The organism is Stutzerimonas stutzeri, from assembly GCF_013522825.1.
GTDB lineage: Bacteria > Pseudomonadota > Gammaproteobacteria > Pseudomonadales > Pseudomonadaceae > Stutzerimonas > Stutzerimonas stutzeri_AK.
The window spans coordinates 99040-114200 of the sequence record NZ_JAAMQZ010000006.1 but is presented as its reverse complement, the minus strand read 5'-3'; the positions used below and the strand labels follow the sequence as shown (position 1 = coordinate 114200).

At 63.1% G+C, this 15161-nt stretch carries 15 protein-coding genes and 1 riboswitch; of the genes, 7 read left to right on the top strand and 8 right to left on the bottom strand.

Going from position 1 to position 15161, the window contains the following annotated elements; all coding sequences use genetic code 11:
- Window positions 1-96 precede the first annotated feature (96 nt).
- From cobT to G7020_RS05980, 7 genes are all read left to right on the top strand, one after another.
- A complete protein-coding gene (cobT, locus tag G7020_RS06010; RefSeq protein WP_181083020.1) occupies window positions 97-1152 on the top strand; it encodes a nicotinate-nucleotide--dimethylbenzimidazole phosphoribosyltransferase in 1056 nt (351 codons plus the stop codon).
- Window positions 1149-1925 carry an adenosylcobinamide-GDP ribazoletransferase gene (locus G7020_RS06005; protein ID WP_219852595.1) on the top strand — a complete coding sequence of 259 codons (777 nt, stop codon included), beginning with the start codon at window positions 1149-1151 and terminating at the stop codon, window positions 1923-1925. Before cobT ends, G7020_RS06005 begins: the two co-directional genes overlap by 4 nt.
- Entirely contained in the window at window positions 1910-2434 is a 525-nt protein-coding gene (locus G7020_RS06000) for a histidine phosphatase family protein (protein ID WP_181083019.1), read from the top strand. Before G7020_RS06005 ends, G7020_RS06000 begins: the two co-directional genes overlap by 16 nt.
- Before the next feature lie 37 nt (window positions 2435-2471).
- A riboswitch (cobalamin riboswitch) is annotated at window positions 2472-2685 on the top strand.
- 105 nt (window positions 2686-2790) lie between these two features.
- The gene (locus G7020_RS05995; RefSeq protein WP_181083018.1) at window positions 2791-4713 is read left to right on the top strand and encodes a TonB-dependent receptor; all 1923 of its coding nucleotides are present in this window, start codon (window positions 2791-2793) and stop codon (window positions 4711-4713) included.
- A gap of 212 nt (window positions 4714-4925) precedes the next feature.
- Window positions 4926-5702 carry an ABC transporter substrate-binding protein gene (locus tag G7020_RS05990; RefSeq protein ID WP_258189257.1) on the top strand — a complete coding sequence of 259 codons (777 nt, stop codon included), beginning with the start codon at window positions 4926-4928 and terminating at the stop codon, window positions 5700-5702.
- Window positions 5690-6676, top strand: coding sequence for a FecCD family ABC transporter permease (locus G7020_RS05985; protein WP_181083017.1), 987 nt, complete (start codon window positions 5690-5692; stop codon window positions 6674-6676). The genes G7020_RS05990 and G7020_RS05985 overlap by 13 nt, the downstream gene beginning before the upstream one ends.
- Entirely contained in the window at window positions 6667-7395 is a 729-nt protein-coding gene (locus G7020_RS05980; RefSeq protein ID WP_181083016.1) for an ABC transporter ATP-binding protein, read from the top strand. The genes G7020_RS05985 and G7020_RS05980 overlap by 10 nt, the downstream gene beginning before the upstream one ends.
- A 200-nt stretch (window positions 7396-7595) precedes the next feature.
- On the opposite strand, the gene G7020_RS05975 is transcribed toward G7020_RS05980, so the two are convergent.
- From G7020_RS05975 to G7020_RS05940, 8 genes are all read right to left on the bottom strand, one after another.
- Complete coding sequence (locus G7020_RS05975) at window positions 7596-8000, bottom strand: hypothetical protein (RefSeq protein ID WP_181083015.1); 405 nt, start codon at window positions 7998-8000, stop codon at window positions 7596-7598.
- A complete protein-coding gene (ribA, locus tag G7020_RS05970) occupies window positions 7997-8614 on the bottom strand; it encodes a GTP cyclohydrolase II (RefSeq protein ID WP_181083014.1) in 618 nt (205 codons plus the stop codon). Before ribA ends, G7020_RS05975 begins: the two co-directional genes overlap by 4 nt.
- A gap of 341 nt (window positions 8615-8955) precedes the next feature.
- On the bottom strand, window positions 8956-10800 hold the full coding sequence (locus G7020_RS05965; protein WP_181083013.1) for a nitric oxide reductase activation protein NorD: 1845 nt from the start codon (window positions 10798-10800) through the stop codon (window positions 8956-8958).
- A gap of 103 nt (window positions 10801-10903) precedes the next feature.
- Window positions 10904-12334 carry a cbb3-type cytochrome c oxidase subunit I gene (locus G7020_RS05960; protein WP_181083012.1) on the bottom strand — a complete coding sequence of 477 codons (1431 nt, stop codon included), beginning with the start codon at window positions 12332-12334 and terminating at the stop codon, window positions 10904-10906.
- Between the two features lie 3 nt (window positions 12335-12337).
- Window positions 12338-12778 carry a c-type cytochrome gene (locus G7020_RS05955; RefSeq protein WP_037023739.1) on the bottom strand — a complete coding sequence of 147 codons (441 nt, stop codon included), beginning with the start codon at window positions 12776-12778 and terminating at the stop codon, window positions 12338-12340.
- A gap of 671 nt (window positions 12779-13449) precedes the next feature.
- Window positions 13450-13701 carry a cytochrome C oxidase subunit IV family protein gene (locus G7020_RS05950; protein ID WP_181083011.1) on the bottom strand — a complete coding sequence of 84 codons (252 nt, stop codon included), beginning with the start codon at window positions 13699-13701 and terminating at the stop codon, window positions 13450-13452.
- Between the two features lie 10 nt (window positions 13702-13711).
- The gene (locus G7020_RS05945) at window positions 13712-14299 is read right to left on the bottom strand and encodes a cytochrome c oxidase subunit 3 (protein WP_181083010.1); all 588 of its coding nucleotides are present in this window, start codon (window positions 14297-14299) and stop codon (window positions 13712-13714) included.
- On the bottom strand, window positions 14283-15089 hold the full coding sequence (locus tag G7020_RS05940) for a CbbQ/NirQ/NorQ/GpvN family protein (RefSeq protein ID WP_272872412.1): 807 nt from the start codon (window positions 15087-15089) through the stop codon (window positions 14283-14285). Before G7020_RS05940 ends, G7020_RS05945 begins: the two co-directional genes overlap by 17 nt.
- Between the last annotated feature and the right edge of the window lie 72 nt (window positions 15090-15161).

Below are 15161 nucleotides of genomic sequence, written 5' to 3'. Positions count from 1 at the left end.
CGGGTGGAAAACGCCAAAGGGCTTTTCCGCACAACCCGCCAAACTGTAGCTCTCTTGCGACCCGGCCTGCTGGCCGCACAACCGGTACGAGCCCTCATGTCATCCCCACCCATCTTCACCATCCACTCCCCCGACCCCGCGCTAATCCCTGCGCTGCGCCACAAGATCGACCGCAAGACCAAACCGCTGGGCGCACTGGGACAGCTGGAAACTCTGGCCCTGCAGATCGGTCTGGTCCAGCAGACACTCAGCCCAAAGCTGCAGCGCCCAAGCCTGACCATCTTCGCTGCCGACCATGGGCTGGCCCAAGCGGGCGTCAGCGCCTACCCACCGGAAGTCACACCGCAGATGGTCTACAACTTCCTCGCTGGCGGCGCGGCCACCAATAGCTTCGCCCGCCAGCATGGCTTCGCCCTGCAAGTGGTGGATGCCGGGGTCAATGCCGATTTCCCCAGCGACCTGCCGCTGCGCCACGAGAAGCTCGGCTTCGGCACCGCCAATGCGCTGGCAGCCCCGGCCATGACTCGCGCCCAGGCCCTGCAGGGTCTGGAAACCGGACGGCGCATCGCCCATGAAGAGGTGGAAAAAGGCAGCAACGTGCTGGCCTTCGGCGAGATGGGCATCGGCAATACTTCCAGCGCCACGCTGCTGGCGCATTTTCTCGCCGGTCTGCCAATCGCTGTCGGTACCGGGCGCGGCACCGGCCTGGACGACACCGGGCTGGCGCGCAAGGTGGCCATCCTGGAGGCGGTCGCGGCGCGCGTCGGGCCGGGGCCGCACGACGTGCTCGACGTACTTGCGGAGGTGGGCGGCTTCGAAGTGGTGATGATGACCGGCGCCATGCTCGGTGCTGCGGAAAAAGGCGCGCTGATCGTCATTGATGGATTCATTGCCAGCGCCGCGCTGCTGGCAGCGATGCAGATCGCGCCCGCGGTGCGTGGCTACGCCGTGTTCGGCCATCGCTCAAACGAGGGCGGCCACCCGCTGCTGCTGGAGCATTTGCGCGCCACGCCGTTGCTGCAACTGGACCTGCGCCTCGGCGAAGGCAGCGGCGCGGTGCTGGCCTGGCCGCTGCTGCAGGCGGCCTGCGGCTTTCTCAACGAGATGGCCTCCTTCGAGGAAGCCGGCGTGAGCGACGAGGCCGCGCCGTGAACGAACGCCCCTTGCTGCGTCGCGAATGCGATCGCCTCCTGCTCTCGCTGCAGTTCTTCACCCGTATCCCGATTCCCGCCCGGGTGCCCTACTCCGAGGACGAGCTCAACCAGGCGGCGATCTATTTCCCGCTGATCGGCACCCTGATCGGCGCGCTCTGTGCGCTGGTCTACTGGGGCGCGACCTTGCTCTGGCCCGAGTCGGTCGCGATCCTCTTGAGCATGGCCTTCGGCCTGCTGCTGACCGGTTGCTTCCACGAGGACGGCCTGGCCGACTGCATGGACGGCATGGGCGGTGGCTGGGATCGCGAGCGCATCCTCGCCATCATGCAGGACTCGCGCCTGGGCACCTACGGCGCCAGCGCACTCATCGGCACCCTGGTGGGCAAATTCCTGCTGCTTAGTGCGCTGCCAGCGACGATCATCATCCCGATCATGATCCTCGCGCATACGATCAGCCGCCTCAACGCCGCCAGTATGATGCTCACCGAGGCCTACGCCCGCCCCGAAGGCAAGGCCAAGCCGCTGGCGGTGCGCATGTCGGCGACCGGGTTGCTGGTCGCAGCCACCCTGGCGCTGCTGCCTTTTATCTGGATCGAGATACCGGCGCCGCTCTGGCTGGCGCTGCTGCCATTGATCGCGCTGCGTTTCTGGTTCGCCCGCTGGCTACGCAAGTGGATCGGTGGTTTCACCGGCGACTGCCTGGGCGCGCTGCAACAGCTGAGCGAGCTGACCTTCCTGCTGGGAGTCCTGGCGCTGTGCCGCTTTGTCTGATTCGCCACACCCGCGTGACGGCCACCGACCTGTGCTATGGCCGGCTGGACGTACCGCTGGCCGCGAGCTTTGCCGAAGAGGCGCGTGCCGTCCACGACACGCTGGCACGGCAGTTTCCAAAGGGCTTGCCCCCCGTCTGGAGCAGCCCGAGCCTACGCTGCCGCAGCCTGGCCGAGACGCTGGGCGTCCCCTTCCGCATCGACGCCCGTCTGCAGGAACTGAATTTCGGTGACTGGGAAGGCCGTACCTGGGCGGAACTGGACTCACCCGCCGCACGGCACTGGGGCGACAACTGGCAGACTGCCGCTCCGCCCGATGGCGAAAGCCTGCCCGAACTGCTGGAGCGCCTGCGCGCCTTTCTGGCTGAGCTGGGCGACACGGAGGCCATCCTGCTGACCCACGCCGGGCCGATTCGCGCCCTGCATCACCTGGTCGCAGGGCAACCGCTGGACGCCGCGTTCAGGCTACCGGTGGGCCATGGCGATCTCATTTTGCTGCCTCAATCCTGACGTTGTCATTGCGCCCAAGCCTGCCGCCGGCTATGGTGCGCGCGTTTTCCATTCAGGTGTGCCGCCGCAAGGCGCGCATTAAACGGGAAGCCGGTGCGTTCAATCGAACAATCCCGGCGCTGCCCCCGCAACGGTAATCGACCGCGATCCCAGGGATCGCCGTTCGCTCAAACGCCACTGTGCCCCGGCATGGGAAGGCGAGCGCGATGCGAGTCGAGAGCCCGGAGACCGGCCTGAGCGGATTCGACTGGTGTTGCGGAGGGCAGCACCGTCAAGCGCGGCCACCTGCATTCCGGACCCCACGCTTGTTCCTGCCCTCCTCAAAAGTGCTTCGATCTTTTGAGGATTCTTGACCGATGAAACTGTCCCGTTTGGCCCTGGCCATCGCCCTGACACCCGGCCTGGCGCTCGCTGCCGATGAGAGCTCTTTCAGCGCGCAATTGCCGCCCATGGTGATTACCCGCGCGACCAATTTGAAAGCGCCGACCCCAGCCAGCGTAGCAGTGATCGACCGCGAGCAGATCGAGGCCAGTGCCAGCAGCGACCTGCTCGATGTACTGCGCAGCCAGGCCGGCCTGCAGATTCGCGACACCATGGGTGACGGTAACCGCGCCGCCATCAGCCTGCGCGGTTTCGGCGAAAATGCCGCCAACAACACCCTGGTCCTGGTCGATGGTCGCCGCCTGAATCAGCCGACCCTGGCCAGCGCTGACCTGAACAGCGTCCCGCTGGCGAATATCGAGCGGATCGAGATCATTCGTGGCGCCGGGACCGTTCTCTATGGCGATCAGGCAGTGGGCGGTGTCATCAACATCATCACGCGCACCCCATCCAGCAACGAGGCCTATGTCGAAGCCAGCCGAGGCAGTCACGACCATGAAGCCTTTCGCGGGCACCTGCATCAGCAGCTCGGGGGTGGTTTCTCGCTGTATGCGAGCGGCGAAACCCGCAGCAACGACAATTACCGCGACCATAACAACGCCGACTACAGCAATGCCTTCGCCCGCCTGCGTTATGAACACGACAACGGCCACGTGTTTTATGAATACCAGACGGTGGATGACGAACTGCTTTTTCCCAACGCACTTTCTCTGGCTCAGCGCCGCCAAGACCGCAAGCAGAGCAACTCGCTGGCCTGGAACGACAGCAAAAGCCAGGTTCATCGCCTGGCGCTGGAACAGCGCCTGAGTGAAGTCTGGAGTGCGCACCTCGACTACAGCCACAGCGATCAAGATGGAGTCGGCAGTTTCGGCCCCGGCTCTGAATTCACCCAGGGCACCCGTATCGAAACCATCAGCCCGCGTCTTACCGCCCGATTCGATTCGCCTCTCGGGCAAGCCGAATGGCTGCTGGGCCATGACCATATCACCAGCGATTACGAGTACCTGGCTTCGTGGGGCGACACCCTCGCACAACAAACTCTGCGCGACTGGTACACACAGTTCAGCCAGGATCTCGGGAATGGATTGAATCTGGTGATCGGTTACCGCGTCAGCGAAGCGGATGACGAAAGCACCGCTTCCAGCCGAGCGCATCGTGATCGCGAAGGCAGCAGCAGTATCGGCCTGAGCTGGCAAGCCAACGAGCAGACCCGCGTATTCATCAGGCGCGAGGACGTTCTGCGCTGGGCCAATGTCGACGAAAACGGTTTTACTTCGCCGGATGTCACCTTTCTCAAACCGCAAACCGGCGAATCCTGGGAAAGCGGCGTCGAGTGGAACGACGGCATTCAGCAATACCGCCTCACGGTGTATCGCCTGGAACTGGAAGACGAGTTGATGTATGACCCGACCGCACCCGGCCCCAACAGCGCCTGGGGCTTCGATGGCGCCAACATCAACCTGGACAAGACCCTGCGCAAGGGCGTTCTGCTCGAAGCCGAACGCCAACTCAGCGCTGATCTGAGTATCGGTGGTCAGTACAGCTTCACCGATTCCGAGTACCGCGACGGCAGCTTCAAAGGCAATGACGTGCCCTGGGTGTCGCGCCACAGCGCCAGTGCTCACATGAGCTATGAAATCCTGCCTGGACTGCGCAGCTACGTGGAGGCGGTATATACAGGCAAGCGCTATTACTCTGGCGACGATGCCAATGTTCAGCAGAAGGCCGGCAGCTACACCTTGGTCAATGCCGCTCTGGCCTATGAATACAGGCAGTTCAACACCAAACTACGGATCAACAACCTGACCGGCAAACGCTACGATGCCTTCGCCACCGCAGCCAGCCGCTATCCCGCACCCGAGGAGGAGGTACAGCTGAGCGTTGGTTACCGTTTCTGAATGCCTTTGCCGAGGCGCCACAGACCGTCTGGATTAGCCGTAGGCGTAATCCGGGGCTGATGCCTGACTCGACACGCAGGTCCCCCGACATTCCATGCCGCCGTAGCCTGCGTCCGGCGGATCGATGAAGCATTGATCCGCCCTACACCGTCAGCACCTTGCCTTTTCAGGTAACGTGCTGACTTCTCATTACCCAGCAACCTTTTGGCCAAATGATCAATCGCATTGCTCAAATCGCCCTGGCCATGTTCTGCATACTCCCTGGCGCAAGCTATTCAGCCGCGCCGCAACGCATCCTCTCCCTCGGCCTGTGCGCGGACTGGCTGATCGCCCATCATGCGGACCGGAACAACGTGGTGGCCCTGTCGCAATTGCAACGCCGTTACCCCATCGACTGGATCGGTCCCGAGTGGCCAGTGCACGATGGCAGTCTGGAGCAGATCTTCGCGCTGCGACCCGATCTGGTGCTGGCCGGTCAGTTTTCGGCGACGCAACTGCGCCAACGCCTGGAAAGTCTGGGTGTGGAGACACAGGTGCTGCCGCTGCCGCGCACCCTGCAGCAGGTGGTGGAGTACGAAAAACAGTTCCTGCGCGCCCTGCAACTACCGGAAACGCTCGCCAGCACCGTGCCCGCCCCAATGCCCCGACCGGCCAGGCCGCAGCGCCTGCTGCTGCTCGGCGCCAACGCCATCGGCACCGGACAGGGCACGCTGGAGCACGAGATTCTCCAGCACGCCGGCTGGACCAACTACCTGACCGAACCCGGTTACCAGCGCCTGGACCTGGAGCGGATCGCCAGCGATCCCCCGGATGCGATTCTGTGGGCCGCGCCCAAGCATCGCGCACGCGCCAACCAGTTCGCCGAACACCCGGCGCTGGCCAGGAGCGTGCCGGCTGAGCGCTGGCTGACCAGCGAATTCTGGCGCTGGCAATGTCCGGGGCCATGGACCTGGGAACTGATAGGACAATTGCACCAATGGCTCGACTGATCACGCCATTGCTCGGCGGCTTGCTGCTGATCGCTGCCCTGCTCTCGCTGAGCCTGGGCTCGACGTCGGTCAACATGGCCGGCGGGCTGCTCGACTGGCTGCGTGGAGCAGATTCGCTGGAGGCCATCGTGGTCGGTGATATCCGCCTGCCACGCACCCTGCTGGCCATCTGCGTCGGCGCGGCGCTGGGTCTCTCCGGCGCCGCATTGCAGGGGCTGCTGCGCAATCCGCTGGCCGACCCCGGGCTGATCGGTGCCAGCCAGGGTGCGGCGCTCGGCGCGGCGGCGGTGTTCTATTTCGGTCTGCTGTCCTTCGCCGGCGAGATGGCGCCAGCGCTGGCCGGGCTGCTCGGTGCCGGTATCGCCCTGGTCCTGATGCTGGCCCTGGCCGGCTCCTCGCGTCCATCGATGGTGATCATGGCCGGCCTGGCGATTTCCACCGTCAGCGGCGCCGCGCTGGCGATGGTGCTCAACTTCGCGCCCAATCCCTTCGCCATGCAGGAACTGGTGTTCTGGCTGCTGGGCTCGGTGTCCGAACGCGGGCTTGATCACCTGCGCATCCTGCTGCCGGCGCTGTTGATCGGCAGCCTGCTGATCCTGCGCCAGCGGCCCCTGCTCTACGGCCTGAGCCTGGGCGAACAGGCCGCGCAGAGCCTCGGGCTGAACGTCAAACGCGGCAGCCGGCTGATCGTCCTCGGCGCCGCGGTGCTGGTCGGCTCGGCGGTGGCCGTGGCCGGCGCGATCGGCTTCGTCGGGCTGATCGTGCCGCACCTGGTTCGGCCACTGGTCAATCATCGTCCCGATCGCCTGTTGATCCCTTCGATGCTGGCCGGCGCCACGCTGGTGCTTTGCGCCGACCTAGTGGTTCGGCTGTTGCCGCCAGGGCGCGAACTCAAGCTGGGGGTGCTCACTTCGCTGATCGGGGCGCCCCTGTTCATCTGGCTGGTCTGGCGGGAGCGGCAGAAATGGAGCTGATCCGTGCCCACGGTCTGAGCGTGGACGAGCGCCTGCATGACGTCGATCTGGCACTCAATGCCGGCGAAGTGCTGGGCATCATCGGCCCCAACGGCTCGGGCAAGTCGACCCTGCTCAACTGCCTGGCCGGCGTGCAAAGGCATCGAGGCCGGATAGCCATCGACGGCCAGCCCAGCCAGCGCTTGAGCATCCATGAAAGGGCGCGCCAGGTGGCGCTGCTGCCACAGGCCAGCCAGAGCGCCTGGGCCCTGAACGTGGCGAACATCGTCACCTTGGGCCGCCTGCCCTGGGGCGACGAGGATACGGACAGGATTCACCATGCCATGCATCAGGCCGGTGTATGGCAGTGGCGCGACCGGCGCATCGACCAGCTCTCCGGTGGCGAGCAGACCCGCGTCTGGCTGGCCCGCGTGCTGGCCGGCGAGCCGCGCGTGCTGATCGCCGACGAGCCGGTGGCCAGCCTCGACCTGTACTACCAGCGGCATATTCTCGAACTGCTCAGGCAATACGCCGGCGAAGGGCGTGGCGTGCTGGTGTCCATCCACGATCTGGCATTGGCCGCACGCTACTGCGACCGCCTGTGCCTGATGCATCGGGGCCGCCTTTATCGCACCGGTACGCCGCAACAGGTGCTGACGCCGGAACACCTGGCCGAGGTGTTCCAGGTCGATGTGCATGTGGATTTCACCGTGCAGCCGCCGATCATCCAGCCGCGATGAGTGAATTGTCGGTTTACGCCTTCGGATCGTCGGATTACGCCTTCGGCTAATCCGACCTACAAAGCATGAGGCATGGTGTTGTAGGTCGGGTCGCGCTTTATCGACCCGACGAACCGAGCCGGATCGCGCCTCGGATGGCCGAGATATGCCACGAACGTTGGAATCCCGAATTACGCCTTCGGCTAATCCAGGCTACGGGCTCAGAGCACCGGCTTCGGGATGCGGTAGAGAATGATGGTCATCAGGCTGCCGAAGACCAGCAGCAGACAGGCCACGCCGCCCAGCCCCGACAGCGAACCCAGCGCCGCCAGCCAGGCCGGCAGGGCAGCCCAGTACAAGCCCATGACCTGAGCCCGCTGCAAGGTGGCCCAGCGCTCACGTTCCCCCGCCTCGTCACGCTCCTGCAGGGCAAAAAGCGCGCGCTTGAAAGCCGAAAAGGCCTTGAGGCTCGGGAACAAGGCGAACAGCCCGGTGATGAATATCGCGATGGGCGGCAGCCCCAGATTGACGTCGAGTGGCCCCAGCAACAGCCAGGGCAGCAGACACAGCGCCAGCCAGAACCACCAGAGCCGGTTCAGTCGAGTCCTTTCTTCGGTACGCTTCATGATTGTTCGGCTTCACCCTGATGAATTTCGCCGAGCAGGTGGCCGAGCTTGCCGGCCTTGGTGGCGAGGTACTTGCGGTTGTGCGGGTTATGCGCGATCTGCAGCGGCATACGCTCGGCGACACGGATGCCAAACCCCTGCAACGCCTTGACCTTGCGCGGATTGTTGGTCATCAGCTTGATTTCGGATATGCCCAGATGGTCTAGCATCGGCAGGCAGATCGCGTAGTCACGCATGTCCGGAGCGAAGCCCAGGCGCTCGTTGGCTTCGACGGTATCGGCGCCCTGGTCCTGCAGCTCGTAGGCACGGATCTTGTTCAGCAGGCCGATGCCACGGCCTTCCTGGCGCAGATACAGCAACGCGCCACGCCCTTCGTCGGCAATGGCGCTCAATGCCGCTTCCAGCTGGAAGCCGCAATCACAGCGCAGGCTGAACAGGGCATCGCCGGTGAGACATTCGGAATGCAGGCGACCCAGCACAGGCTTGCCATCTGCAACGTCACCCATGGTCAGTACGACATGCTCCTTGCCTGTGTCCTGATCGAGAAAACCATGCATGGTGAATACACCGAACGGCGTCGGCAATTGGGAAGCGGCGACGAACACGACAGACACCGGAGAAACTCCAGAAGCGGAAAAGCGGATAGTGTAACAGCAGAAGCAAGCTGCAAGCTGCAAGCTGCAAGCTGCAAGCTGCAAGCTGCAAGCTGCAAGCTGCAAGCTGCAAGCTGCAAGCCAGTGTAGGGTGGATGTCGCTTTTTACATCCACCGAGGTTCCGCTCGTCGGATCGATGAGGCGTGACCCGGCCTACAGCTGACGACCGCCACCTGTAGGACCGAATTTATTCGGCCAAAGATGCGCAGCCGAACAACAGCCGAACAAGTTCGGCCCTACAACTTGAAGCTTGTGGCTTGTGGCTTGTGGCTTGTGGCTTGTGGCTGCCGTTCTGGCGGTTTCACCTTTGCGTCAACTGCTTGTACAGCTGTGGCAGGCGGAATGGCAGCTGCTGGGGCTCCTTGATCAGGGTGTAGCCATTCGCGCCGAACATGTAGGGCAGGTAATCGCCCGCCTCGCTGTCGATGGTGATGCAGAACGGCAGCAGCCCCTGACGGCGGGCTTCGAGGACCGCCTCGCGGGTGTCTTCGACGCCGTAACGACCCTCGTAGACATCCAGGTCATTGGGCTTGCCGTCGGTCACCAGCAACAGCAGCTTGCGTCGCTGCTTGCACTTGCCGAGCAGTTCGGTGGCCTGGCGGATGGCCGCGCCCATGCGGGTGTAGTAGCCCGGCTTGAGTGCCTGGATGCGCCCACGGGTTTCGTCGCCATAGGGCTGGCGGAAGCGTTTGAGCTCCTGCATCCGCACCTGATGGCGGCGCAACGAGGAGAAGCCGTACAAGGCGAACTCATCACCGACCGCCGACAGCGCCTCGCCAAACAGCAGCAGGCTATCGCTGATCACGTCGATGACCTTGTGCTCGTCATCCAGGTGCGCATCGGTGGACATCGACAGGTCGGCGAGCAGCAGGCAGGCCAGATCGCGGCGGTTCTGACGCTGCTCCATGAACAACCCACGCTCGGCGCACTGGCCATGCTGGCGCTCGACATGGAAATCCAGCCAGGCCTGCATGTCCAGTTCCGAACCCTGCGGCTGGCCGCGCAGCCACTGGCGATCGCTGCGCAGGTGCTCGAACTGACGGCGCAGCTTGCGCGCCAGCGGGCTCAGACGCAGCGGCAAGCCCAGAGGTTCGGAGCCGCGCGGCAACATCATCTGCAGGTTGACGAAATTTTCCTGCAGGCACTGTTTGCGATAGTCCCACTCCGGCAGCTTGATGCCTTCGCCCAGCGGAACATCGTCGACATCAGCCGGCGGCAGATCCAGATGCAGCTTCAGCCCGCCGCCCTTGCGCATGCGCTGGCGCGACATGGCCATTTCATCGAGGTCCTCGGCCACGCGCGAGGCGTCCTCGTTTTCACTGTCGTCGCTCTGGCGATCCAGCTCGACGTGTTCGGTCCAACTGAACAGGTTCTCCAGACGAAACAGCATCAGGCCGCCCTTGCCGGAGTTTTCCTCGACGCGCTTGGCACGCTTGCGCATGCCCTTCTGCTCGGTGGCCGGCGCCTGCAGGTTGTTGTCCGGATCTTCATCGGCCAGCTCGGTGGCCTGTGGTACGCCAAGGTTTTCCGCTGGATACAGCCACATCGGCAACGGCCAGGGGGCGATTTCGCTGCGCGGGAATTGCTCGACGCTGCCGGGTTCCCGCAACGCCTGACGCAGCGCACGCTCCAGCGCGCCTTCGGCTTTGGACAATGTATCGGGATCGGGACGCAGCAGCAGATGCGCCTCCACCAGACGTTCATAGCGTGGCCGCATGGCCGGATATTGCTGGAGTAGCGACTGGGTCCAGCGCTGATTGTCGCGCGCCCAGTGACGCATCTCGCCCGCCTGCGCCGCAAGCAGCGCCAGCCAGCGATACAGATCCTGATTGAGTTCAGCCTCGGGATAGACCGCAAGGCTTTGTGGCAAACGCAGATTGCTCGCATCGCACCAGGCCACCGGCAATTGCTTGCAGGTCCCGGCAACCTGTTGCAGCAGGTTGCGCCGCAGCATCAGATCACGTGCATTGGCCGCTTCGACGCCAATGCCACTGGCGCCGCCCATGGCCCGAAACAGCACCGACAGCGGGCGCCGCATGCTCTCCAGCTCGACGCGTGCTTCGGGAAAATCCGGGTTCGCACGGCGGGTGATGAAGCGGTGCCAGACGCTACCGACCCACTCTTCGACTTCGATCGCAAAGGCCATGGCATTTACCCCTGTGCACCTCAAAACGGTGCATTTCAAAACAGTGCAAAACAGAAACGGCCCGCTGGGTCAGCCGGGCCGTCACTTCACATCGCAACCCGACTCAGATTGCAGCGGAGGCTGGAACCGTATCGTCAGCGGTTACCCGTCCACGCTGCCTGAAGCTGTACAGGTAGCAGACCAGGCCGATCAGGAAGAACACCCCGGCAATCAGACGCAGCCAGAAGAAGATCATCAGCTGATCAGTGGTATTCATGAACGACAGGGCGGCACCATCGGCAGGGATGCGCTGCAGCCAGATCTGGACGACGCCAGCGGCCGTCAGGAACAGTGTGATGGCAACCATCGACACAGTCATCAGCCAGAAGCCCCAGACCTCGATACGTTGCGCACGCGCATCCGGCGCTTCACCCAGGCCACGCAGACGCGGCATCGCGTAGCTGATCATGGTCATCACGATCATCGCGTAGGCACCGTAGAACGCCAGGTGGCCATGCGCTGCGGTCAGCTGCGAACCGTGGGTGTAGTAGTTCACCGGGGCCAGGGTGTGCATGAAGCCCCACACGCCAGCGCCGAAGAATGCCGTCACGGTAGTACCGATGGCCCACAGCGAAGCGGCCTTGTTCGGATGCTGACGACGACGGCGGTTCACCATGTTCAGCGAGAACAGCACCATGGCGAAGAACGGCAGCGGTTCCAGCGCGGAGAAGATCGAGCCCAGCCACAGCCAGACCACAGGCGCACCGATCCAGAAGAAGTGGTGGCCGGTACCGATGATGCCGGTGATCAGCGCCATGGCGATGATCACATAGAGCCACTTCTCGATCACTTCGCGGTCAACGCCGGTGATCTTGATCAGCACGAAGGCCAGCATCGAGCCCATGATCAGTTCCCACACGCCCTCGACCCACAGGTGCACCACGAACCACCAGTAATACTTGTCGCGCGACAGGTTTTCCGGGTTGTAGAAGGCGAACAGGAAGAACACCGCCAGGCCGATCAGACCGGTCATCATCACCGTGCTGATCACGGTCTTGCGACCTTTGAGCAGCGTCATGCCGATGTTGTAGAGGAAGCCCAGGGCCACCACCACGATACCGATCTTGGTGATTGTCGGCTGTTCGAGGAACTCTCGTCCCATGGTCGGCAACAAGTGGTTGCCAGTCATCTGCGCCAGAGCGGCGTAAGGCACCAGCAGGTAGCCGAGAATGGTCAGCACACCGGCTGCGGCAAACACCCAGAAGAGGATGATGGCCAGTTTCGGGCTGTGCAGTTCACGGTCCGCTTCCTCGGGAATGAGGTAATAGGCCGCGCCCATGAAGCCGAACAGCAACCAGACGATCAGCAGGTTGGTGTGAACCATCCGCGCTACGTTGAACGGGATCAGCGGGAACAGGAAGTCACCCACGATGTATTGCAAGCCCATGATCAGGCCGAACAGGACCTGCCCGACGAACAGAATCAAAGCAAACACGAAGTAGGGTTTGGCGACCGCCTGCGATTGGAACTTGAGATGCGGATTCATGATGCTCATCTCTTAGCCCTCCTTGTTTGGCGGCCAGTTGTTGGTATCGATCTTCGAAGTCCATTTGAGGAACTCCGCCAGATCATCCACTTCCTGCTCGCTCAGGTTGAACTGCGGCATTGCCCTGCGCCCTGGTACACCCAGAGGCTGAGCCTTCATCCACGCCGCCAGGAAGGGCTTGAAGGCCGCATCCTCACCACGACGAACGAAGACATTACCCAGCTCCGGCGCGAAGTAGGCGCCTTCACCAAGCAGGCTGTGACAGCCGATGCAGTTGTTGTTTTCCCAGACTTCCTTGCCGCGCACTACCGCCTCGGTCAACTCCGAAGCGTTGGTGCGCTCTGGAAAAGTCTGCTCTGTGTGATAGGTCAGGCCCAGGAATACCAGGAAGAAGAAGATGCTTCCCCCAAAGTAAATATTCCTGGCCATTCCCTTGGTGAAGGTCTCGGACATGGTCGCCTCCTCATGGCTTGGCGTCGCCAGTTTAAGAAGGCAGCTATCTAAAACTGCTTGATGGTAATCAAGAACATCTGATCAAACAGGTCAGGTATTAAAGGGGGCTGCAACGGAGGCTGGGAGCGGCGAGAAATGGCGGGGGAAGGTCGCTTGTCATGTCCATACGGCCCGCGCGGCGGAGCGTTAAAACCTGATCACTCGGAAAGGCTTTTCGACTTCACCTTCGTTCGTCGGATCGGTGAAGCGCGATCCGACCTACGTCGAGGTTGGCAACGGCATCGAATGGGATTTCGTAGGTCGTGTTAGCCGAAGGCGTAACCCGACGGGCGAGGCGTCGGCCTATAGCGTGCCAGACCGTCTGCTCGTCGGATCGGTGAAGCGTGATCCGACCTACGTCGAGGCTGGCAACGGCATCGAATGGGATTTCGTAGGTCGTGTTAGCCGAAGGCGTAACCCGACGGGCGAAGCGTCGGCCTACCGTGCCAGACCGTCTGCTTCGTCGGATCGGTGAAGCGTGATCCGACCTACATCGAGGCTGGCAGGCCGTAGCCTGGATTAGCCGCAGGCGTAATCCGGGTTTGCGAAGGCGTAACCCGACGGGCGAGGCGCCGGCCTGTACGCGCCAGACCGTCTGCTCGTCGGATCGGCAAAGCGCGATCCGACCTACTTCAAAGCAGCATCGCCAGCAGGATGCCGACCGCCATTACCATCGGCCAGGCAGACAGCAGCAACCGCCACATGAGAGGCGCGTGGCGCAGCTCCATGAAGCCGTCGGAGATCAGCCAGGCCTTGACCAGCGCAACCGCCAGCACGCTGACGGCCAGCAACAGGGTCGATCCGGAGCTGCCCAGGACAACAGTGGCGATGGAGAGCACCGCCAGAGCGAGCCAGCAGCCAATCAACACTTTCGAAGCGGACATCGCAACCTCGTCAGTTGAGTACATAAACCAGCGGGAACAGCAGCACCCAGACCATATCGACCATGTGCCAGTAGAGCACCCCGGACTCCATTCCGGCGTGATTCTGCGCGCTGTACGCGCGACGCCGGCAGAGTTCGGCCATCCAGCCGAGAATCACCATGCCCAGCAGCACATGCAGAAAGTGAAAGCCGGTCAGCAGCCAATACAGGGTAAAGAAGGTGTTGTGTTCCATGCCCAGCCCAAGGCTGGACAGGTGGCTGTATTCGTCGAGCTTGAGCACCACATAGACGCAGGACGTCAGCAACGCCGCCAGCAGCAGCCAGGCGGCGCGGCGCGACTGATCCATGCGCACCTGCTCCACCGCCAGCGCGGCGAACAGCCCCGAGGTCAACAGGCTGAGCGTCAGCGCCAGCCCTGTCGAGCTATCCAGCGCGGCGCGGCTTTGCGCGAACAACTCGGGATGCAGCAACTGGGTGACGGCGAAGGCGAGAATCAGGATCGCGAAGGCCGACAGCTCGACGAGAATGAAGAACCACATCGCCAGGTCGCCCGGCAGACGTCGGCTCACCCCGTTGGCGGCGTCAGCTGAAGTGGACATCGACGACATCCATCAGCGCGGCGACAGTTTGCGCATCATCAGACAGCGGCTCGGCAAGGCAGGCCATGCAGGCTTCATGCGGGCTCATGCCGGAGCGGATCATGCGCGCGGCAAAGATCAGCAGGCGGGTCGAGGCGACCTCTTCCAGATCGTGCTGTTCGAGACGGCGTAGCGCCTGCCCCAGCTTGACGATCTGCGCGGCCAGCTCGACATCCACCTGCGCCTCGTTGGCGACGATGCGCAGCTCCTCGGCAGCGGGCGGATAATCGAACCGCATGGCCACGAAACGCTGCCGGGTACTGGGCTTCATACCCTTGAGCAGGTTCTGGTAGCCGGGATTGTAGCTGACCACCAGCATGAAGCCCGGCGGCGCCTTGAGCGCCTCGCCGGTGCGCTCGATGAACAGCTCGCGACGGTCATCGGCCAGCGGGTGCAGCACCACGGCGGTGTCCTGCCGTGCCTCCACCACCTCGTCGAGATAGCAGATGCCGCCCTCACGCACCGCACGGGTCAACGGACCATCCTGCCACCAGGTGCCCTGTGAGCCGATCAGATGGCGACCCACCAGGTCGGCGGCGGACAGGTCATCGTGACAGGCCACGGTATACAGCGGCAGATTCAGCCGATGTGCCATGTGCTGGACGAAACGGGTCTTGCCGCAACCTGTCGGCCCCTTGATCAGTACCGGCATGCCATGCCGCCAGGCCTGCTCGAACAGTACCTCCTCATTGCCCAGCGCTTGATAGAACGGCGCGTCAGACATGCCGACAAGGTTCTCGGGCGCATTCATTGGCAATACCTCACTGCAACGGTTGGTTAATTCGACTGCCGCCAAAGTACCCGTCACCGCATCCTCCCCTCA